General features: G+C 29.8%; 21 protein-coding genes. 19 read left to right on the top strand and 2 right to left on the bottom strand.

The features are described 5' to 3' along the window. The first annotated feature begins 89 nt into the window (after positions 1–89). The 11 genes from LJD32_RS04060 (at position 90) to rsmH (ending at position 10,100) form a co-directional block, all read left to right on the top strand. The gene (locus LJD32_RS04060; protein WP_195933024.1) at positions 90–1,985 is read left to right on the top strand and encodes a BglG family transcription antiterminator; all 1,896 of its coding nucleotides are present in this window, start codon (positions 90–92) and stop codon (positions 1,983–1,985) included. A 12-nt stretch (positions 1,986–1,997) separates the two neighbouring features. Further along, entirely contained in the window at positions 1,998–2,546 is a 549-nt protein-coding gene (locus LJD32_RS04055; RefSeq protein WP_227391805.1) for an RDD family protein, read from the top strand. Positions 2,547–2,632: 86 nt separating this feature from the next. After that, positions 2,633–2,953, top strand: coding sequence for a PTS lactose/cellobiose transporter subunit IIA (locus tag LJD32_RS04050; RefSeq protein ID WP_147580319.1), 321 nt, complete (start codon positions 2,633–2,635; stop codon positions 2,951–2,953). A 15-nt stretch (positions 2,954–2,968) separates the two neighbouring features. Continuing rightward, positions 2,969–3,292 (top strand): PTS sugar transporter subunit IIB, encoded by a 324-nt coding sequence (locus LJD32_RS04045; RefSeq protein ID WP_022001211.1) that lies wholly within the window; start codon positions 2,969–2,971, stop codon positions 3,290–3,292. A 16-nt stretch (positions 3,293–3,308) separates the two neighbouring features. Then, on the top strand, positions 3,309–4,661 hold the full coding sequence (locus LJD32_RS04040; RefSeq protein WP_117783191.1) for a PTS sugar transporter subunit IIC: 1,353 nt from the start codon (positions 3,309–3,311) through the stop codon (positions 4,659–4,661). Between the two features lie 13 nt (positions 4,662–4,674). Further along, a complete protein-coding gene (locus LJD32_RS04035) occupies positions 4,675–5,196 on the top strand; it encodes a GrdB-related putative oxidoreductase (protein WP_022001213.1) in 522 nt (173 codons plus the stop codon). A 38-nt stretch (positions 5,197–5,234) separates the two neighbouring features. Then, positions 5,235–6,191 carry a N(4)-(beta-N-acetylglucosaminyl)-L-asparaginase gene (locus LJD32_RS04030; RefSeq protein WP_022001214.1) on the top strand — a complete coding sequence of 319 codons (957 nt, stop codon included), beginning with the start codon at positions 5,235–5,237 and terminating at the stop codon, positions 6,189–6,191. Position 6,192: 1 nt separating this feature from the next. Then, entirely contained in the window at positions 6,193–7,299 is a 1,107-nt protein-coding gene (locus LJD32_RS04025; protein ID WP_022001215.1) for a Sapep family Mn(2+)-dependent dipeptidase, read from the top strand. Between the two features lie 8 nt (positions 7,300–7,307). Then, a complete protein-coding gene (locus tag LJD32_RS04020) occupies positions 7,308–8,066 on the top strand; it encodes a copper homeostasis protein CutC (RefSeq protein WP_147580318.1) in 759 nt (252 codons plus the stop codon). Next, on the top strand, positions 8,047–8,922 hold the full coding sequence (locus LJD32_RS04015; protein WP_022001217.1) for a YitT family protein: 876 nt from the start codon (positions 8,047–8,049) through the stop codon (positions 8,920–8,922). Before LJD32_RS04020 ends, LJD32_RS04015 begins: the two co-directional genes overlap by 20 nt. A gap of 131 nt (positions 8,923–9,053) precedes the next feature. After that, positions 9,054–10,100 carry a 16S rRNA (cytosine(1402)-N(4))-methyltransferase RsmH gene (gene rsmH, locus LJD32_RS04010; protein WP_227391804.1) on the top strand — a complete coding sequence of 349 codons (1,047 nt, stop codon included), beginning with the start codon at positions 9,054–9,056 and terminating at the stop codon, positions 10,098–10,100. A 25-nt stretch (positions 10,101–10,125) separates the two neighbouring features. On the opposite strand, the gene LJD32_RS04005 is transcribed toward rsmH, so the two are convergent. Next, entirely contained in the window at positions 10,126–10,980 is an 855-nt protein-coding gene (locus tag LJD32_RS04005) for a LysR family transcriptional regulator (RefSeq protein WP_227391803.1), read from the bottom strand. Positions 10,981–11,076: 96 nt separating this feature from the next. Here LJD32_RS04005 and LJD32_RS04000 point away from each other — a divergent pair, with 96 nt between their 5' ends. The 3 genes from LJD32_RS04000 to LJD32_RS03990 are packed head-to-tail and all read left to right on the top strand — an operon-like array spanning position 11,077 to position 12,793. After that, a complete protein-coding gene (locus tag LJD32_RS04000) occupies positions 11,077–11,637 on the top strand; it encodes a chromate transporter (protein WP_032090694.1) in 561 nt (186 codons plus the stop codon). Continuing rightward, entirely contained in the window at positions 11,634–12,188 is a 555-nt protein-coding gene (locus LJD32_RS03995; RefSeq protein ID WP_147580314.1) for a chromate transporter, read from the top strand. Before LJD32_RS04000 ends, LJD32_RS03995 begins: the two co-directional genes overlap by 4 nt. Before the next feature lie 11 nt (positions 12,189–12,199). Next, positions 12,200–12,793: a hypothetical protein gene (locus LJD32_RS03990; RefSeq protein WP_227391802.1), complete on the top strand. Its 594-nt coding sequence runs from the start codon at positions 12,200–12,202 to the stop codon at positions 12,791–12,793. A 44-nt stretch (positions 12,794–12,837) separates the two neighbouring features. Here LJD32_RS03990 and LJD32_RS03985 read toward each other — a convergent pair whose 3' ends face one another. Further along, positions 12,838–13,269 (bottom strand): Rrf2 family transcriptional regulator, encoded by a 432-nt coding sequence (locus tag LJD32_RS03985; RefSeq protein ID WP_032090692.1) that lies wholly within the window; start codon positions 13,267–13,269, stop codon positions 12,838–12,840. A gap of 150 nt (positions 13,270–13,419) precedes the next feature. Here LJD32_RS03985 and LJD32_RS03980 point away from each other — a divergent pair, with 150 nt between their 5' ends. The 5 genes from LJD32_RS03980 to LJD32_RS03960 all read left to right on the top strand — a co-directional run bounded on the left by LJD32_RS03980 (position 13,420) and on the right by LJD32_RS03960 (position 20,411). After that, positions 13,420–16,014 carry a YhgE/Pip family protein gene (locus tag LJD32_RS03980; RefSeq protein WP_227391801.1) on the top strand — a complete coding sequence of 865 codons (2,595 nt, stop codon included), beginning with the start codon at positions 13,420–13,422 and terminating at the stop codon, positions 16,012–16,014. Positions 16,015–16,129: 115 nt separating this feature from the next. Then, positions 16,130–17,074: a 3-hydroxyacyl-CoA dehydrogenase gene (locus LJD32_RS03975; protein ID WP_227391800.1), complete on the top strand. Its 945-nt coding sequence runs from the start codon at positions 16,130–16,132 to the stop codon at positions 17,072–17,074. 62 nt (positions 17,075–17,136) lie between these two features. Next, entirely contained in the window at positions 17,137–17,784 is a 648-nt protein-coding gene (locus tag LJD32_RS03970) for an RNase H family protein (protein ID WP_227391799.1), read from the top strand. Between the two features lie 81 nt (positions 17,785–17,865). Continuing rightward, entirely contained in the window at positions 17,866–18,804 is a 939-nt protein-coding gene (locus LJD32_RS03965) for a hypothetical protein (RefSeq protein WP_227391798.1), read from the top strand. Positions 18,805–18,926: 122 nt separating this feature from the next. Continuing rightward, on the top strand, positions 18,927–20,411 hold the full coding sequence (locus LJD32_RS03960; protein WP_227391797.1) for a glycoside hydrolase family 1 protein: 1,485 nt from the start codon (positions 18,927–18,929) through the stop codon (positions 20,409–20,411). Positions 20,412–20,475: the final 64 nt, after the last annotated feature.

Raw genomic sequence — 20,475 nt, 5'->3', positions numbered from 1 at the left:
TTTTTTTATTTCCTAACAATTAGGAAACACAATTAATGTTGTGTAAAAAAAATTACTGTTATAATGATAATAAATGGAGGAAAAAAGATATGTTAAATGATCGACAAATGCATGTAATTGATCTATTGAATGATAAAAAATGGATTACTGGAAAAGAGATGGCGCATATTCTAAATGTTACAGATCGTACGATACGTAATGATATAGAGAATATTAATCAATTTTACGATTGTTTGTTAATTAGTGCTGATAAAAGGAAAGGTTATCATATTGATCAAACACTTTTATCAAAACAAGATATTGAACCCAAGGAAATTATTCCACAAACATCACATGAAAGATGTGTTTGGTTAATACAGGAATTATTGTTTAAAGAAAGTGAAATTAACTTAATTCAATTGCAAGATCGAGTTTTTATTAGTGGATATTCGATAGATAATGATTTAAAGAAAATTAGAAGAATGATTAGTAGTTATTCAAGTTTAAAAATTGTTCGTAATAAAAATACAATTTATCTAGTAGGAGATGAAGCAGATAAAAGAAAACTTTACAAAGATTTGCTGACAGAAGAAACTAAAGGGAATTTTATGAATTTAAATTCTATTGCTGATTTATGGGAAAATTTTGATTTATTAGAAGTTAAAGATATATTAGAAGAAGTTTGTGAAATGAATGATTACTATATTAGAGATGTGAGTTTTCCTATGATTATGATACATGCAGGTGTTTCAATAGAAAGAATTATTAATCATAACTATATTGAAGATAAAACTTATAATGAAAAACTGAAGGATAGTTTAGAATATAAGGTGGCGAAAGATTTTTTTTCAAAAGTTTCGCAAGTGATACATATACCCGTTATTGAAGATGAAGTGGTTTTATTTTCGTATCTTTTATTGGGGAAAAGTGGAAAATTCTATAATAGAAATAGAAAAGAAAGTGAAAATTTGAAATATATTTTTTATACAATTATAGATAAAATAAAGGAATATTTTGGTATAGATCTTTCAAATGATTATGATTTAAAACTTGGATTAATTACACATTTACAGTCTTTATTGGAAAGACAAGTGAATAATGTTAAAGTTACAAACCTTTATTTAAAGGAAATTAAAAGAAAATACCCTTTGGTTTTTGAAATGGCAGTACATTCTGGTGAGGTTATTACTGAATGCACAGGATACACTATTAACGAAAACGAGCTGGCATTTCTTGCTTTACATTTGGGAGCAGCTTATGAAAGAAGCCAAAGTATGTATCGTCATCGGGGAATAGTCATCATTCCTCACAATCAAATGTTATCTATACCTTGTGTAGAAAAATTAAAAAATAGATTTGGGGAGAGAATGGAAATTCTTGAGATATTTCATTTTTTTGAAGAATTGCAGGTTGAACAATGTCAACCAGATTTCATTTTAACAACAGTTCCCTTAAAACATCAACTTGACATACCAACTCTTCAAATAACTTTATTTGTAAATAACGAAGATGAAAGTAAAGTATTTCAGCTTCTTAATGAATTAGATAATAAGCTTTATCACAATGATGTGGTGAAGATGTTAAAAAAACTTATTAAAAAAAATTTATTTCATGTTCATCAAACATTTCATGATACAACAGAAATTTTAAATTATTTATGTGATGAATTGATAGATAATGATTTAGCTACAAAAGCATACAAAGAAGATGTTTTTAAAAGAGAAGCAGTCTCAGCAACCTCATTTATGTATGGTTTTGCTGTTCCACATTCTATAGAAGTATCTACCAAAAAATCATGTATTTCTGTATTGATTTTAGATAGAAGTGTGAAATGGGGAGAATTTGATGTGAAATTTATTATTTTATTGGGAATTAGAGAAACAGATAATCATTTATTAAAAATATTTTTTGATTGGTTATCAAGTATTGTCGCTAATTCAAAGAAATTTGAACAATTATTAGAAGTAAATAATTATGAAGAATTTATGAAAGAAATTATCGCTTAGGAGCTAATGAAGATGACAAAAAGAAATATATATATAAATGCACCTTTAACAAGAAGAGTGCTTAGTTATTTTATTGATTGGTATTTAGGAGCACTTTGTGCTGCTTTTCCAATTGCTGTGGTTTCACAAAAATTGTATGGAACAATGTTAAAACAAAATTTATTAAAAATTCAACAACCTTATGGATTTATTGCGGGGATTATAGGAGTAATTTTTGCTTTGTTTTACTACATTTATATTCCTTTCTTTGTTTATAAAGGACAGACTGTAGGAAAACGAATATGTAAAGTTAAAATTATTCAAAATAATAATCAAGAAGTATCGTTAAAATTATTGGTTTTAAGACAAGGTTTAGGAATGATTGTAATTGAAGGTATTTTTGTGAGTGCAAGTGCATTGTGGCATCAACTTGTTTCTTTATGCATACACGTAAATATTGTTTCAATGATGATGTATGTTGGGTTTGTTGTGGGAGGAATAAGTACGTTGATGATTATTTTTACCAAGGAACATCGTGCAATACATGACTATATAGGAAATACAAAGGTTGTAAGTGTTTGATTTCCTATTGCTAGGAAACGTCTCTATCAGCCTAAAGATAAAGAAATATTTATAATAATAGATGTAAAGATATTGGAGGAACAAAAATGGACAATTTAGAGTTAGTTAGTTTTCAAATTATTTCTGCGGTAGGTGTAGCAAAATCATTTTATATTGAAGCAATGAAAATTGCTGAAAAAGGTGATTTTGATTTAGCTAAAGCAAAAATAAAAGAGGGAGATCAGGAATTTGTAAAAGGACATGAAGCACATGCAGGTTTGATACAAAAAGAAGCAAATGGTGAAAAAGTTGTACCAAATATTTTATTGATGCATGCAGAAGATCAACTTATGTCTGCTGAAACAATTAAAATGATGGCTCTTGAAATTATAAAATTGAACCAACGTCTTTATTCGTTAGAAAAATAAGAAGGGAGAAGGAGAATGAAAAAAATTTATTTATTTTGTAGTGCAGGAATGTCAACAAGTATGTTAGCGAGTAATATGCAAAGTGTCGCTAATGCACACAATTTGCCTATTAAAGTGGCAGCTTTTTCACACAATAAACTTGAAGAAATTATAGAAAAAGATACCCCTGATTGTATTTTACTAGGTCCACAAGTGAAATATATGTATGAAGAAACAGTTGAACAATTTGGAAATACAGGTATTCCTATTGCGGTCATTGATCAAGCGGATTACGGTATGATGAATGGTGAAAAAGTGTTAAAATCAGCAATTAAACTGATTAAATCAAATAAAAAATAGAAAGAGGACAAGTCTTATGATGAAAAAACTTGAAAAAATACTAATGCCTCTAGCGGAGGCGATTGGGAGAAATAAGTACCTCATGTCAATTCGTGATGGTTTTCTTGTTTCAACTCCATTATTAATTGGAGGTTCTATCTTCTTATTGATAGCGAACTTTCCAATTCAAGGTTGGATTAATTTTTTAGAAACAACTGTGGTTAATTCTTCAACAGGACAGACATTAGCATCTTTTATTTCAAAACCAGCAGGGGCTACTTTTGATATTATGGCAATCTTTGCTGTAATTGGTATAGCGTATTCCTTTGCTGGAAAAATGAATACAAATAAGATATTTGGTGCAGCCGTTGCCGTTGTTTCATGGTTTTTAATTATGCCATATTCAATTAGCGGTAGTGTTGATGTGGCAGGTAAAGCAGTTGATGTAAGTTTAAGTGGTATTCCTTTAGGTTGGGTAGGATCAAAGGGTATTTTTGTCGGAATTATGTGTGCTTTTTTATCAGTCCATATTTATACATATGTGGAACGTAAAGGTTGGACAATTAAAATGCCAGCAGGTGTTCCACCTACAGTTGAAGAATCATTTGCTGCGTTAATTCCAGCGGCGATGGTAATGATCGTATTCTTTACAATTAACTTATTATTTGGTTTTTTAGGTACAAATGTATTCCAAATTATTTTTGAATTTTTACAAACACCATTATTAAATTTAGGAGATACATTAGGAGCAATGGTTGTTGCTTATATTTTCTTACATTTATTTTGGTTCTTTGGAGTAAATGGTGGTTCGGTTGTTGGTGCCGTATTCAATCCAATTTTACAAACATTATCAGCAGGAAATATTGCTGGTGAACATCATATTATTTGCCAACAATTCCAAGATTTATTTGCTACTTTTGGTGGAGCAGGATCTACTTTATCATTAGTTATTGCGATGCTTTTATTCTGTAAATCAAAACGTATTACAAATTTAGGTAAACTCTCTTTTGTTCCTGGTATTTTTGGAATTAATGAACCAATTGTTTTTGGATTACCAATTGTATTGAATCCAACATTATTAATACCTTTTGTATTAGTTCCAACAGTGAATATTGTTATTTCATATTTTGCAATGGCTATGAATTTAGTACCAATTTGTTCTGGAATTAATATTCCTTGGACAACACCAATTGTTATTTCTGGTTTCCTTGCAACAAATTGGGCAGGAGCTCTTTTACAAGTGTTGTTATTAATTTTAGGAATCTTTATCTATATGCCATTTATTAAAATAATGGATAAACAATATCTTGAAGAAGAAAATAATATGCAAAATGATGAAGAAGAAGAGGATGATATTTCATTAGATGATCTTTCATTTGATGATTTGTAGGAGATGAAAATTTATGAAAATAATCATGATTTATGACCAAATTCAATCAGGTGCTGGTATTAAAGACGATCATGATATTCCTTTAGGAGCAAAAAAGGAAGCTGTTGGTCCGGCAGTTATGATGGAACCATTTTTAAAGAAAGTAGATGGAAAAGTCGTGGCATGTCTTTATTGTGGAGACGGGACGTATCTAAAAAATCCTGACGAAGTAAGTCGAAAATTATGCGCAATGGTGAATAAATTAAAACCTGATGTTGTAATGTGTGGTCCTTGTTTTAATTATTTGAATTATGGAAAAATGGCAGCAAGAATTGCTTACGATATTAATCAAAATACATCTTCTAAAGCAATTGCGGCCATGTCAGATGATAATCAAGAAACGATTAACGAATATAAAGATAAATTATGTATTATTAAAACACCTAAAAAGGGTGGTATAGGTTTAAATGAGTCTTTAGAGGGAATGTGTGTTCTTGCAAAGGCTCTTTACCAAGAAAAAGAAATTGAAGAATTTAAAGAAAAATTTTGTTTTTAGGATGCTGTTTAGCATCCTTTCTACTAGGAGGAAAGAAAATGTGGGGAATAATAGCAACATGGCGTATGGCTGTTGAAGGAATTAGTGAAGCAAGCCATATTTTACAAGAAAAAGGAGATGCAGGAGATGCAATAGAAACAGCAATAAAAGCAGTTGAAGATTTTCCTTATTATAAATCAGTTGGTTATGGAGGACTTCCTAATGAAGAAATGGAAGTAGAGTTAGATGCAGCTTATATGGATGGAAATACATTAAGTATTGGAGCAGTTGCGGCTATTAAAGATTTTGCAAATCCGGTATCAATTGCTAGACGCTTATCTAAAGAAAAAGTAAATAATATTTTAGTTGGAGAAGGGGCTGAAAAATTTGCTCATAAAGAAGGCTTTGAACGTAAAAATATGCTTACAGACCGCGCTAAAATTCATTATAGAAATAGAGTGAAAGAAGTCCGTGAACAAGAAATAAAACCTTATGCAGGACATGATACAGTTGGTATGGTATGTCTTGACCAACAAGGGAAAATGACATCAGCAACTTCAACAAGTGGTTTATTTATGAAGAAAAAAGGACGTGTTGGAGATTCACCAATAGCGGGTTCAGGATTTTATGTTGATTCAAGTGTAGGTGGAGCTTCAGCAACTGGATTGGGAGAAGATCTAATGAAAGGATGTATTTCTTATGAAATCGTTCGCTTAATGGCAGAAGGTATGCACCCTCAAGCAGCTTGTGAAAAAGCAGTTAATCAACTTGATCATCGTTTAAAAGAAAGAAGAGGTCATGCAGGGGATCTATCGTTAATTGCAATGAATAATAAAGGAGAATGGGGAGTTGCAACTAATATTGAAGGATTTTCATTTGCGGTGGCAACGGAAAATCAAGAACCAATTGTTTATCTTACAAAAAATAAAGATGGAAAATGTATTCATGAAGTTGCAAGTCAAGAATGGCTTGATCATTATATGAAAACAAGGATGGCACCTTTAGAGGAAAAATAGTATGGAAGAAGAAATTATAAAAAAAATAGATATGCTTTCTTTAAGAATGATTGAGGATATTAAAACGATTGTAAAAATGCCAAGTGTTGAAGGAACTTTTCAACAAGGGGCACCTTTTGGTAAAGATATTGCTTTAACACTTGACAAGGTTTTAGAAATTGCTCAATCTTTAGGGTTTGAAACAAAAAATTTAGATCATTATATAGGATATGCACAATATGGTAAAGGTGAAGATTATATTGGCATTATTGGACATTTAGATGTTGTACCTACAGGTTTAGGTTGGAAACATCCCCCATTTAGTGCGTATGAAGAAGATGGATATATTTATTCACGAGGAATATTAGATAATAAGGGTCCAATTATGACATGCTTGTATGCATTATATGCGATTAAAGAACTAAATATTAAACTTCATAAGCCTGTAAGAATTATTTTTGGCTGTGATGAAGAAACTGGATTTAAAGATTTAGAGTATTATTTAAAACATGAAAAGCCGCCAGTCATGGGGTGGACACCGGACTGTAAGTATCCTGTGGTTTATGCAGAAAGAGGAAGAGCTGTTATTGAAATAAGTGCTAAAGAAAAACAAGTTGATGAATTTTTTTTGTTTATTAATAACTATTTTTTAAATGCTAATACAAATGCAGAAAAACTCGGTTTAGATTTTAAAGATGAAGAATTTGGTATAAATGAAATGCGTAATTTTGTATTGAAACATGAAAAAAGTAAACTTGTTTTTTCGGTCACATTTTCTTATCCTGCAAATATGACGCTAGAAACAATTGTTGAAACAATTAGAGAAAAAGCAAAAAACATGGAAGTAACATGTGTTCAACATTATTTTCCTGTAAAATTTGAAAAAGATTGCCCAATGGTTTCTTTGTTGTCTAAGGCTTATGAAAAAATAACGCATTTAGATGGAACACCTGTTACCACTACAGGAGGAACTTACGCTAAATTAATGCCTCATATTGTTCCTTTTGGTCCAAGTTTTCCGGGTCAAAAAGGTATTGGACATCAACCAAATGAATGGATGAAAATTGAGGATTTGAATACAAATGCAAAAATATATGCATTAGGAATTTATTATTTAGGAATGTTATAGGAGAGAGTATGGAAAGAATAATCGAAATATGTTGTGGAAGTTATGAAGATGCTTTAAATGCTTATCATGGTGGAGCAAAACGCATTGAACTTAATAATGCTTTACATTTAGGCGGTTTAACACCATCTCTAGCAACTTTAAAACTTACAAAAAAGAATACAAACTTAAAAGTAATTACGATGGTAAGACCAAGAGGAGCAGGATTTTGTTATAACGAGATTGAATTTGAAGTGATGAAAGAAGATGCAAAGTCTTTATTAGAAAATGGAGCCGATGGAATAGCTTTTGGTTGTTTAAATAAAGATGGTTCTATTTGTATTAAACAAACAAAAGAAATGATAGAAATCATAAAAAGTTATCAAGGAGAAGTTGTTTTTCATCGTGCATTTGATTGTGTTGAAGATCCCTATACTTCGATAGAATTATTAATTGAATTAGGAGTGGATCGTATTCTTACAAGTGGGTTAAAACCTAAAGCAATAGATGGAAAAGATCTAATTAAAAATTTACAAGAAAAATATGGAAGTCAAATTGAAATTCTTGCAGGAAGTGGCATGAATGCAAGTAACGCCAAAGAAATGATGAAGTATACAGGAATTTATCAAGTTCATAGTTCTTGTAAAGATTGGGTCAATGATGCAACAACACACAGACATGAGGTCTCTTATGCTTATGCCCCTGTTCCTCATGAAAATGATTATGATGTTGTCTCTAAGGAATTAGTTGAAAAAATTGTGAAAAGTATATATGATAAAAAAACTAAATAAAAATAAAAAAGCAAGAACATTGGTAACGTTTCTTTGTGTTTTGATTTCTGCGTTAAGTCAAGCGTATGTCATTCAAGTCTTTATTCAACCTGCAAATTTATTATCAAGTGGATTTACAGGGGTAGCTATTCTTATTGAGAAAATTACTTCTACTTATTTTGGCTTTTCGTTTTCAACATCATTAGGCATGATTGTTTTAAATGTACCGGTTGCTATTTTATGCTATAAAAATATTAGCCCTAGATTTACACTTTTTTCATTACTACAAGTATTTTTAGCGAGTTTGTTTTTAAAAGTGTGTCAATTTCAACCTTTATTTAATGATATTTTATTAAATATTACTTTTGGGGGAGTTTCCTATGGATTAATGGCAGTTCTTGTACTTAGAGGAAATGCTTCCACTGGAGGGACAGATTTTATTGCTCTCTATATTTCTAATAAAAAGGGTAAATCTATATGGGAATATGTTTTTGTTTTTAATACTCTAATTCTTATGATATTTGGATCAATGTTTGGTTGGATCCATGCAGGATATTCTATTTTATTTCAATTTATTTCAACAAAAACAATCGATTCTTTTTACCATCGTTATGAACGTGTAACATTACAAATAACAACAAAAAAATCAAAAGAAATTGTAGAGGCCTATATCCAATATTATCGTCATGGTATTTCTTGTGTTGAGGCTATTGGAGGATATTCAAAACAGCCAATGAATTTATTACATACAGTGGTTTCAAGTTATGAAGTCCAAGATATTATAGACTTAATGAAAGATGTGGATCCTGATTTGATAGTTAATGTTATAAAAACTGAAAATTTTTATGGTGGTTTTTATCAACAACCAATAGAATAAAAACTTATTTTTTATATATCCAAAATAGAAAAAATATTTTTACTACTGCTAATAATAAGTCTGTTATCTTTCTATTGTTTCTTAAAAGATTATTCGTTATATTATAAAGAGTAAAGAGATGAGGAATAATTATGAGTGAACAAATACATAAAAGAAGAAAAAGATATAAAGGAACACATCCTAGAAATTTTGAAGAAAAATATAAAGAATTAGATCCAGAAATGTATCCTGAAACGATTGAAAAAGTAATTTCTAAAGGAAGTACACCTGCAGGAATGCATATTTCTATTATGGTAGATGAAATATTAGAGTTTTTAGATATTCAACCAGGACAAGTTGGTTTAGATTGTACGTTAGGTTATGGTGGACATACATCTAAAATGTTAGAAAAATTAGATGGACAAGGTCATGTTTATGGATTAGATATTGATTCGATTGAAATTGAAAAGACAACACAAAGACTTAGAAATAAAGGATTTGATGAAAATCTTTTTACATCTATTTTAACGAACTTTAGAAATATTGACGAAGTAAGCGAAAAATATGGACAATTTGATTTTGTTTTAGCAGATTTAGGTGTATCATCAATGCAAATTGATAATCCAGAAAGAGGTTTTTCTTATAAAAAAGATGGACCTTTAGATTTAAGATTAAATCCTAAAGCTGGAAGACCCGCTTCTCAGATATTAAAAGAGTTATCTAGAGAAGATTTAGAAAATATTTTATTAGAAAACTCTGATGAACCTTATGCTGATATTTTAGCTAAAAACATATATTCTTTTATTCGTTCAGGAATGGAAGTAGAAACAACACGTCAACTTTATAAAATCATTGATAAGACATTAAATTTTATTGAAGATAAAAATAGAAAAGATATTGTTAATAAAACAGCAGCTCGAGTTTTTCAAGCTTTAAGAATAGAAGTCAATCAAGAATTTGAAGTTTTATATGAATTTGTTGAAAAACTACCTTATATTTTAAAACCAGGAGGAAGAGTAGCTATTTTAACTTTCCATTCAGGTGAAGATCGTATTGTTAAAAAGGCTTTTAAGGAAATGAAAAATAGTGGTGTTTATGAAGATGTATGTCGAAATGTAATACGACCAACTAAAGAAGAATGTCATCGAAATTCAAGAGCTAAATCAACAAAAATGCGTTGGGCAATTAAAGCTAAATAATAAAAGGAATAATGATTTTTGGTCATTATTCCTTTTTTTTAATAAGCTCAAATATTTCTTGATAGAGAGGAAAGAGTTTTTTGTCTTTATGTATAACAATATGATACGTTCTTTGTATTTGAAAATCATTATTTTTTAAATAAGTTATTTCTTTTGATTCTTTAACTAAAGAATAAGGAAGAATCGTAAAACCATCATTTTGTTTAACAAGTTCAATTAAAGCATGAGGATTTGTACATTCAATAGTTGGCACAATATCTAAATCATGACTTATAAAATAACTATGAACAAGTTCATAAATAGAACTTCCTTTTTCACGTGAATAATAATCAAAATGTTCTAATTCTTTTAAATCTTTTACTTTTAATAAAGGATGCTTTTGATGAACAACAATAACAAGTTCATCTTGATAGAAAGCAATTTTTTTTAATTGATGAAGCGGTGTTGTTTCAATTAAAGCAAAATCAAGTTCATTTTTTAAAAGTAAATTTTCTATATATTCAAGATTATTAACGATAATATGAAAATGAATAGTTGGATAAATCATTTTTAATTTTTTTAATAATTGAGGTAAAAAAACTTGTGCCATAGTGACACTACAACCAAAAGAAATATTTTCTACATGATCTTCATACATTTCATTTTCCATATTTTCAAGAGATGAAAGAATCTGTAATGAATGATTATATAAAAGATGAGCTTTTTTTGTAGGATAAATTTGACGGTTCATACGATCGAATAAGGGTGTTTGATATTTTTCTTCTAATTCTTTAATAGCTAATGAAACAGAAGGTTGGCTAATGTGTAATTCTTTGGATGCTTTAGTAATACTTTGATTTTGATAAACACTCATAAAGATTTCTAGATGTCTAAATGTCATAACGCCTCCTTATATAGGTAAATACCTATGTATAATATAATTATATAATATTTTACAGATGAATCAATGTGTATTAAGATGAAATAGGTGATAGAAATGAAGGAAAAAAGGAAATTATTAATGGAATTGTTTACCTCTACACTTTATTTATCAGCATTTACTTTTGGTGGAGGTTATGTGATTGTTTCTTTATTAAAAGAAAGATTTGTGGATCAACTTCATTATATTGATGAAAAAGAAATGTTGGATTTAGTAGCGATTGCACAAAGTGCTCCAGGAGCAATAGCTGTTAATGGAGCGATTGTTTTAGGATATAAAATGGCAGGAATTTTAGGGATTATTGTTTGTGTGATAGGGACAATTATTCCTCCTATTGTGATTATTAGTGTGATAGCTTATTTTTATAAAATATTTATTACGAATAAAATCATAAGTGCGATGTTACTTGGAATGCGTGCAGGAATTGGAGCAATTATTGTAAGTGTTGTTTATGATATGGCTTTAAGTGTCATGGATGAACATCAAGGTAGAAATATCTTAATTATGATTGTCTCATTTGTTTTGAATTATTTCTTTAATATTAATATTATGTACATTATTTTAGGATGTATTTTACTTGCTATTATTGATTTAGTGATGAGGAGGAAAAAAGCATGATCTATTTACAATTATTTTGGGCATTTTTCCAAATAGGACTCTTTAGCTTTGGGGGTGGTTATGCCGCTTTACCACTTATTAGTCAACAAGTAATCTCCACCTATCATTGGATCAGTCAGAATACATTTACGGATCTTATTACGATTTCCCAAATGACACCAGGACCCATTGCGGTCAATTCTTCAACATTTGTTGGACAATATGTAGCTCATTTACCCGGTGCTCTTATTGCCACTTTTGGTTGTATTTTACCTTCATGTATCATTGTTTCATTACTTGCTTATTTTTATGTAAAATATAAAGATATGAAAGTAATGAAAACAATTTTAGCTTATTTAAGACCAGCAGTTGTTTCAATGATTGCGATTAGTGGAATCAGTATTTTGATTTCTTCATTTTTTAAAGATTCATTAATTGGTATTTCTTATATAAGATACCATGCAATTATTGTTTTTATCATCTGTTTGCTTTTACTTAGAAAATATAAGTTAAATCCAATTCTAGTTATGGTTCTTGCAGGAATCAGTGAAGTAGTTATTCAAATAATTTAGGAGGAAAGAGAATGTATATTTATTATCCAAGTTGTAACTTTGCTACAATGCATCTTCAAACAGCAAAAAAAGTAAGAGATTATTTTGAAAAACAAATGCCGATTGCAAGATGTTGTAAAATTGATAAAAGAGAATTTGAAAAAGGCGATATTGGTTTATATGTATGTCAAGCTTGTAGAAAGCAAATAGAGAATCAAGTAAAGACTATGTCTGTTTGGGAATATTTTGATCAATTAGATAATTTTGATTTTCCTGATTATCATGGACAAAAAATGTATTTACAGGATTGTTTTCGTGATAGAAATCATCCTGAAGTACATCAAGCTGTTAGAAATCTTTTAAAGAAAATGAATATCGAAGTTATTGAAATGAAAAATAATAAAGACAATTCTATTTTTTGTGGAACACTCCATTATGAATCAAAAGCGTTAGATGATACACATTTATCACATTATCCTAAAGATGTACAAGAAAAATACATGCAAGAATATGTTCAACAATTTGATAATAAGAAAATTATTTGTGTTTGTAATCGATGTTTAAAAGGAATTCTTTTAGGAAAAGGAAATGGTGTTCATTTATTAGAATTGTTATTTAATAAATAGATTAAATTAAAAACAGGCTTATTAGGGAATTCCCAAGCCTGTTTTTAGATTGAATTTTGATGAACATAATTTGTAATTTCACCAAGATTGATTTCTTTGAGTTTTTGTTTATATTGATTTTCAGCAGCATCTAAATGATTGATAATGATATCTTCTGTATGTTGAATATTTAATGCTGGGTCAAAGACTTTATCAACTAAATGTGTAGTTTCAATAAATTTTTCTTTTCCTTCAATTGCTTCAAAAATATCTAAAAAAGAAATATCATTCATTTTTTTGTTTAAAATAAAACCACCTAGCTTACTTGCCTTAGAGGTAATAAGACCAGCTACTACAAGTTGTCTAGTTACTTTTTTTAAATATGAATCAGAAACATCTAACATTTTACTTAATTCATGACTTTTAAGTGGTCCTTCACTTGTACCAATAAGCAATAAAATACAAATTGCTTGTTCAAAACTTTTTCTAATTCTCATTGTAATCCCTTCCCTTTTTTTATTATAACTAATTTTTTATATTTTGTATGTAAGAATATTGACATTTATATTGAAAAAATTATAATACTCTATAGACATTATATATCTATGGATGTAAAATGTCTATAGAGGATAGAAAGAAGGATATTTATGATTAAGCAAGAGTGGAAAAACATTTTAAAAAATCATTGGATTCAAATCGTTTTAGTTGCTCTTATTCTTATTCCTAGTATTTACACAGTTGTCTTCCTTGGATCTATGTGGGATCCATATGGAAACAGTGGAGATCTTCCTGTCGCTGTCGTGAATAAAGATAAGGCAGTTGAATACAACGATAAGAAATTAGACGTTGGTGATCAATTAGTCAAAAAATTAAAAGATAACGATTCATTAGATTTCCATTTTGTAAATTCAAAAGAAGCAAATAAGGGACTAAAAAATGGTGACTATTATATGGTCATTACGATTCCAAGCAATTTCTCCAAAAATGCAACAACTTTGTTGGATAAAAATCCTAAAAAGATGGTTTTAAATTATACAACAAACCCAGGTACAAACTATGTTGCATCAAAAATGGATGATTCAGCAATCGCAAAAATTAAAGCTGAAGTTTCAGCTTCAGTAACAAAAACATATGCTGAAACAATCTTTACTTCAATTGGAACAATGTCAGATGGATTTGCTGAAGCCAGCGATGGTACTCAACAATTATCTGATGGTATGACTCAATTAGAAGATGGTAACAAAACTATTAGTGATAACTTAAAAGTATTAGCAAGTAGTTCTTTAACATTTAAAGATGGTACAAATACTTTAACTAAAGGTTTAAAAGATTACACAAATGGTGTTGTTACAGTAAATAATGGTATTTACCAATTAAAAACAGGTGTTGGTGCTTTAGGTAGTGCTACTCCTACATTAGCTAGTGGTGTAAGTGATTTAAATACTGGCGCTCAAGCATTAAATAAAGGTGTTAGTGATTATACAGCAGGTGTAAGTCAAGCATTAGCTGGTGCAAATCAATTGGTTGAAAATAACACAGAATTAAATGCAGGTGTTAAAGCATTAGGTGAAGGTGCTGAAAAATTAGTTGCAGGAAATCAACAAGTAGTTGATGGTGTAAAAAAATTACAAGAAAATCTTGAAACTTCCAAAAAAACTATGGCAGCAAGTCAAGATTCATTGACTCAATTATCTGATGGAAAAACATCATTAGATAATTATGCTACATTAATTAAAACATTAAATGCAAGTGGTGATGCTCAAAAACAAGGAATTTCTAGTAAATTATTAACTAGTGGAATGTCAAGAGCAGAAATCGATGCTTATGGTTTAACAAATTATTTCCCTGTAGATAAATATAAAGACGGTGTAGCTTCATATATGGATTCGGTTGCTACTTATACAACAGGTGCATCTACAGCAATTAATACATTATCTAGTTCAACTAAATCAAGTTTAAATGATTTAGATGTAGCTCTTAATGGTGGAACTTTAACAGATGGGACAAAAGTTCCTACAGGATTAGTAAGTGGAACTCAAACAGTTCAAGCTGGATTAAATGAAGTGAATGCAAAAGTTAATGGTGGTAAATATGTAACTGTTGACAATGATGGAAATATTAAACAAGTAACTGTTGATTCTAAAGATGCTTTAGTTGCAGGTGTTCAAGCTTATACAGCTGGTGTGGATAGTTTACAAAAAGGTTTAACACAAATCGCTGATAACAATACAGCTTTAACAAGTGGTGCTACTGCTTTAGCTGATGGTACTTCAAAATTAAACAGTAATGTTCCTGAATTAACTAAAGGAATTACAGCTTTAACAAGTGGTGTTGATCAATTGGCTACAGGTACTTCAACATTAGTAAGCAATAATGCTACATTAATGAATGGTGCTAATCAATTATCTGATGGTGCTGGTCAAATTAGTGATGGTGCTAGTAAGTTGGCTGCTGGTTCTGATACTTTAGGTGATGGAATTAAGAGTGCAGCTGATGGTGTAACTACTTTAAATGATGCATTAAAATCTGGTGCAGAAGAAAGTAAGATTGATTCAACAGATAAAACTACTGATATGGTAGCTACTCCTGTTGAAACAAGTCATAAAGAAATTTCTAAAGTTGAAAATAACGGTCATGCAATGGCTCCTTATATGATGTCAGTTGGTTTATATGTAACATGCTTAGCATTTGCTTTAATGTATCCAATTAGACATGGTATTAAAAAAGCTGAAAATGCATGGAAATATTGGGCAAGTAAAGCAACTGTTATGTATACAGTTTCTACATTAGCAGCTATCGTAATGGTTACTGCTTTAAGATTAATTAATGGATTTGAACCTGTTAATTTAGGTTTAACATACTTACTTGCAATTCTCGTATCGGCGGCATTTATGTCACTTGTCATGTTATTAAGTTTAACAACTGGATTTATTGGTGACTTCTTATTACTTGTATTCATGATTGTTAACTTAGGTGGTTCTGCTGGTACATATCCATTAGATACAGGTCCAGCTATCTACAAAGCTATTCATAAATTTGTACCATATACTTATAGTGTAGATGGATTTAGAAAAACAATTAGTATGACAGCTCCTTCAATTTCAGTTGAAATTGCAGTGTTTGCAGGAATCTTAATAGTATGTTCATTATTAACAGTTGTTTACTTCAAATATAAAAACAAAGAAGATAAACATGCAATTCCTCAAATGTTTGAAGAAGTAAATTCAACAAAAGCTGAATAGTATAAAGGAATCCTAGAAATAGGGTTCTTTTTTATATGTAGTTCAAACTAAAAGCGAAAATATTTTTTGTGAATATTTTAACAAAATGGTAAAATAAAGGTAGGAGGATGAATCTATGGAAATTAAAAATGTTGTTGTTATTGGTGGAGGCGTTTTAGGAAGTCAAATTGCTTATCAAGCAGCTTATTGTGGTTTTGATGTAACGATTTGGCTTAGAAGTGAAGGAAGTATAGGAAGATGTCAGCCTAAATTAGATCATTTAAAAGAGGTTTATCATGATACGATTACTTTAATGGATAGCGATAAAGGAAAGACACCTCAAAATTGGGCCATGGGTATTAGTGATTATGAAGATTTTGATAAAGAACAATGTTTAGAAAAAGCTAATAAGGCCTATGAAAATATTAAATTAGAATTAGATTTACAAAAAGCAGTCAGTGATGCCGATTTAATTATTGAATCAATGGCTGAAAATGTAGAACAAAAAATAGATATTTATAAAAAAATGGCAGATTTATTACCTGAAAAGACAGTTATCGTTACGAATTCATCTACATTATTACCATCGAAGTTCGCTAAATATACAAAACGTCCAGAAAAATATTTATCATTACATTTTGCAAATAGTATTTGGAAAAATAATATGACAGAAGTCATGGCACAAAAACAAACGGATCAAAAATATTTTAATTTGATTATGGATTTTGCTAAAGAAATAAGAATGATACCATTACCTGTTCGTAAAGAAAAATCAGGATATTTATTAAATTCAATGCTTGTTCCTTTATTATTTTCAGGTATGGATCTTTATGTTAATGGGGTTAGCGATCCTGAAAGTATAGATAAAGCTTGGACTTTAGGTACAGGTGCTCCTAAAGGACCTTTCCAAATTTTAGATACGGTAGGACTTACGACAGCTTATAATATTGTTTCAATGTATTTAAAAGTTCCTTCATTTTTAGCTCCTTATAATTTTAAAGGAATGGCTAAGATGTTAAAAAAATATATTGATGAAGGAAAACTTGGAATGGCTTCAGGTGAAGGTTTTTATAAATATTAGAAGAATTGTTTGTATTCTTCTTTTTATTTATTATAACTATAAAGAGGGATGGAGATGGAAAAATGGCCAAAAAGGTACTGTATGTCGCAATTGATAAACTAACAAAAGAGGTTTATAAATTTAAACAATGGAGCGAATGTCAAAAACTTGTAAGCGAAGGAAAATATGTTTATAAGGGGTTTTCGCAAGAAGAGTTAAAAGATGTAGAGAACTATATTGCATCTTTTAAACAAACAATGGATGAATCACAACTTAATTTAAATGAAAAAGATGTACCATATGCTTATGTAGATGGAAGTTGTTTAACAAATGGAGATACATGTTATGCTTATAGCTTTGGTGTAATAATTGTTGAAAATAATCAAGAAATTTATACAAACTGTCAAAAATTTGATGATGAATTTGTAGAATATAATCAGGTTATGGGAGAATTAAAAGCAGCGTTAGATGCAGTTTCTTATTGCATTCAACAAGGATACAAGAAAATGTATGTAATTCATGATTATGAAGGTGTTGCTTTCTATGCAACAGGAGCGTGGGTTAATGAAGATGAAAGACTTGAAAATCTTTATGTAAAACAAATGAAAGAATATGAAAAACAAATTGAAATTACTTTTGTGAAAGTAAAATCACATGTCGCAAATAAAACGAAAATCAATCGATATAATGATCGAGCAGATGAACTTGCTAACTTAGCGCTCGGTAGATAATTGGAAAGAAATTTCCAATTTTTTTACAAAAAAGAAGAAAAAAACAAAAAAAGAGCGAATAAATAAGTAGGAGGACTACTTATGGAAACGGTAATACAAAATACAATAACCAACCATAAAATCATGTTAGATCAACATTGTAAAGCAATCGTAGGGAATCAGGAGATGCTAGCAAGAATGATTCATGAATTTGTAAAAGAGGCAAGACATTTAAGTGTTAAAGAAATTATGAAAAGCATCAAGGATGAACAGCGTTTTAGGTGGCTCAATAATGAAAATATGATACCAAACTATGGAACAGTAAAGTTTGATATGTTATGTTGTGTTGATCTTCCTCAATTAAATGGAACCAATAAACGAATCTATTTAAATGTTGAAATACAAAATAATATTCATCCAGGTTATTCACTTGTAACAAGAGGAAGAGCATCTGTACTAAGGATATTAACAATACAATGGGGAAGGGAATATGATGATAAAAACTATGATGGAATGAAGAAAGTCTATTCATTGTGGATCATGCCACAAGCAACAAAAAGAAAAGATGGAGATGTAGATGTTTACAAAGTAAAAAAAGAAAGGAAGAATGGAGAAGAAGGAAACAAAGAAAATTATGACGAGGAAGAACTTGTTATGATATATTTGAACCAGAAACATGATACTACAAAAAAGTATCCAAAACATGATGAAGTACTCATGCCATTAGTAGTCTTTTTAAATAATAGAATAGACTATCAAGGGAAGAAAGATAAAGGATATGGATTTAAGGAAATAGAAAGGGAGGTCAAAGAAATGTGTGATTATGCAAACTATCTTGAAAGAAAAGCAAGAAATGAAGGAATCAGTCAAGGAATTAGTCAAGTAATCAACCAAGGCAAAAAAATAGAACGTAAAGAAAAGAATATAGAACATGTAAGAAATGTGATGAATGAGTTAAATTGTTCATATCAAAGAGCAACAAACATTTTAAAATTATCAGAGAATGAAAAAAAGAGTATTGAAAAGCATTTTCAATCTTAATGATTAAAAGATATGTTTAAAGAGTAATTAAAAAGATTGCTCTTTTTTTCATATTATGAAACGAATAAATCTCTTGTTTTGTAAGTGTTATAATACCTCCTAGATAAACGGAGGTAGAGAAAATGAGTTTTCCAAAAGATTTTTTATGGGGTGGCGCTATTGCTGCTAATCAATATGAAGGTGCTTGGTTGGAAGATGGGAAACAACCGAACGTTACAGATGTACTTGTAGGTATTATGTCTAAAGATCCTGGTATTCAATGGAATGAAGATAAGAAAAAATATGAAATGAAATTAAATCCTGATAAAGTTTATTTATCACATGATGCCGTAGATGGGTATCATCGTTACCGTGAAGATTTAAAATTAATGAAAGGTATGGGATTCAATAGTTTTAGAACTTCTATTGCTTGGGGAAGAATTTTCCCTAATGGGGATGAACTTGAACCAAATGAAGCAGGTCTTGCTTATTATGATGATATGTTTGCATGCATGAATGAATTAGGAATGGAACCTGTCATTACTTTATCACATTATGAAACCCCATTACATTTAATTACTGAATATGGTGGATGGTCTAATCCTCAATTAATTGATTTTTGGTTACGTTATGTAAAAACTGTTTTTACACGTTATAAAGGAAAAGTTAAGTTCTGGCTTACATTTAATGAAGTCAATGCGTTATTTAGAATGCCGCTTGTTGCTGGTGGGGTTCTTACAATCAAAGATCCTAAAGATCCTAGTGATCCAATTGGTTCAACAACAAAACAAGACCAATGGGATGCTTATCATAATATCTTAGTCGCAAATGCGAAAACAGTTCAATTAGGACATGAAATTAGTGAAGATTACCAAATTGGCTGTATGATGACAGCTTCATCAGTAGCTACTTATCCATATAACTGTGATCCTTTAAATGTTGTTGGAACTTTAGATGCTCAACGTATGAATATTTTCTTTATGGCAGATCCGTTCTGCTTAGGTATTGTACCAACTTATTTAAAGAAAGTATGGAAAGAAGATCAAGTAAATGTAGAATTTAGTGATGAAGAATTAAAATTGATTAAAGAAAATACAGTTGATTTCTTATCATTTAGTTATTATCGTTCAACAACATTTGATCGTGATGTGAACTTAAAAGTAGATACAGGTGGACTTATATGCCGTGATAATCCATATCTTAAAGATAAAGCACCTCAACCTTGGGGATGGGCTGTTGATCCGGTAGGATTACGTTATACTTTAAATGTTTTATATGATCGTTATCATTTACCATTATTAATTGTAGAAAATGGTGTTGGTTTAGATGAAAATATTGATGAAAAAGGTGAAATTCATGATGATTTCAGAGTTCATTATATTGAAGAACATTTAAAGAATGTTAATGATGCTATTGAAGATGGTGTTGATTGTCGAGGATATTTATATTGGGGTCCAATCGATGTTGTATCAGCTGGTACTGGTGAAATGAAAAAACGTTATGGTTTTGTTTATGTAGATCGTTTTAATGATGGACATGGTACGCTAGAAAGAAAATTAAAAGATTCTTATTATCGTTATAAAGAAATAATTGAATCTAATGGAGAAGTTTTATTAGAGGATGAATAAGGTGTGATTTTAAAAATCACATCTTTTTTTGACATTTTTTTTAGTGTAATCATATCTGATGATA

Source organism: Faecalibacillus sp. TM498 (genome assembly GCF_020589955.1).
GTDB classification, from domain to species: domain Bacteria; phylum Bacillota_I; class Bacilli_A; order Erysipelotrichales; family Coprobacillaceae; genus Faecalibacillus; species Faecalibacillus intestinalis.
Note: the sequence above shows the minus strand (reverse complement) of the source record. Positions and strands in the feature narration are given on the sequence as shown.

Bases quoted from the DNA above. Each gene is read 5' to 3' on its own strand.
- LJD32_RS04060 (WP_195933024.1), top strand. From the start codon at position 90: ATGTTAAATGATCGACAAATGCATGTAATTGATCTATTGAATGATAAA.
- LJD32_RS04055 (WP_227391805.1), top strand. From the start codon at position 1,998: ATGACAAAAAGAAATATATATATAAATGCACCTTTAACAAGAAGAGTG.
- LJD32_RS04050 (WP_147580319.1), top strand. From the start codon at position 2,633: ATGGACAATTTAGAGTTAGTTAGTTTTCAAATTATTTCTGCGGTAGGT.
- LJD32_RS04045 (WP_022001211.1), top strand. From the start codon at position 2,969: ATGAAAAAAATTTATTTATTTTGTAGTGCAGGAATGTCAACAAGTATG.
- LJD32_RS04040 (WP_117783191.1), top strand. From the start codon at position 3,309: ATGATGAAAAAACTTGAAAAAATACTAATGCCTCTAGCGGAGGCGATT.
- LJD32_RS04035 (WP_022001213.1), top strand. From the start codon at position 4,675: ATGAAAATAATCATGATTTATGACCAAATTCAATCAGGTGCTGGTATT.
- LJD32_RS04030 (WP_022001214.1), top strand. From the start codon at position 5,235: ATGTGGGGAATAATAGCAACATGGCGTATGGCTGTTGAAGGAATTAGT.
- LJD32_RS04025 (WP_022001215.1), top strand. From the start codon at position 6,193: ATGGAAGAAGAAATTATAAAAAAAATAGATATGCTTTCTTTAAGAATG.
- LJD32_RS04020 (WP_147580318.1), top strand. From the start codon at position 7,308: ATGGAAAGAATAATCGAAATATGTTGTGGAAGTTATGAAGATGCTTTA.
- LJD32_RS04015 (WP_022001217.1), top strand. From the start codon at position 8,047: ATGATAAAAAAACTAAATAAAAATAAAAAAGCAAGAACATTGGTAACG.
- rsmH (WP_227391804.1), top strand. From the start codon at position 9,054: ATGAGTGAACAAATACATAAAAGAAGAAAAAGATATAAAGGAACACAT.
- LJD32_RS04005 (WP_227391803.1), bottom strand. From the start codon at position 10,980: ATGACATTTAGACATCTAGAAATCTTTATGAGTGTTTATCAAAATCAA.
- LJD32_RS04000 (WP_032090694.1), top strand. From the start codon at position 11,077: ATGAAGGAAAAAAGGAAATTATTAATGGAATTGTTTACCTCTACACTT.
- LJD32_RS03995 (WP_147580314.1), top strand. From the start codon at position 11,634: ATGATCTATTTACAATTATTTTGGGCATTTTTCCAAATAGGACTCTTT.
- LJD32_RS03990 (WP_227391802.1), top strand. From the start codon at position 12,200: ATGTATATTTATTATCCAAGTTGTAACTTTGCTACAATGCATCTTCAA.
- LJD32_RS03985 (WP_032090692.1), bottom strand. From the start codon at position 13,269: ATGAGAATTAGAAAAAGTTTTGAACAAGCAATTTGTATTTTATTGCTT.
- LJD32_RS03980 (WP_227391801.1), top strand. From the start codon at position 13,420: ATGATTAAGCAAGAGTGGAAAAACATTTTAAAAAATCATTGGATTCAA.
- LJD32_RS03975 (WP_227391800.1), top strand. From the start codon at position 16,130: ATGGAAATTAAAAATGTTGTTGTTATTGGTGGAGGCGTTTTAGGAAGT.
- LJD32_RS03970 (WP_227391799.1), top strand. From the start codon at position 17,137: ATGGCCAAAAAGGTACTGTATGTCGCAATTGATAAACTAACAAAAGAG.
- LJD32_RS03965 (WP_227391798.1), top strand. From the start codon at position 17,866: ATGGAAACGGTAATACAAAATACAATAACCAACCATAAAATCATGTTA.
- LJD32_RS03960 (WP_227391797.1), top strand. From the start codon at position 18,927: ATGAGTTTTCCAAAAGATTTTTTATGGGGTGGCGCTATTGCTGCTAAT.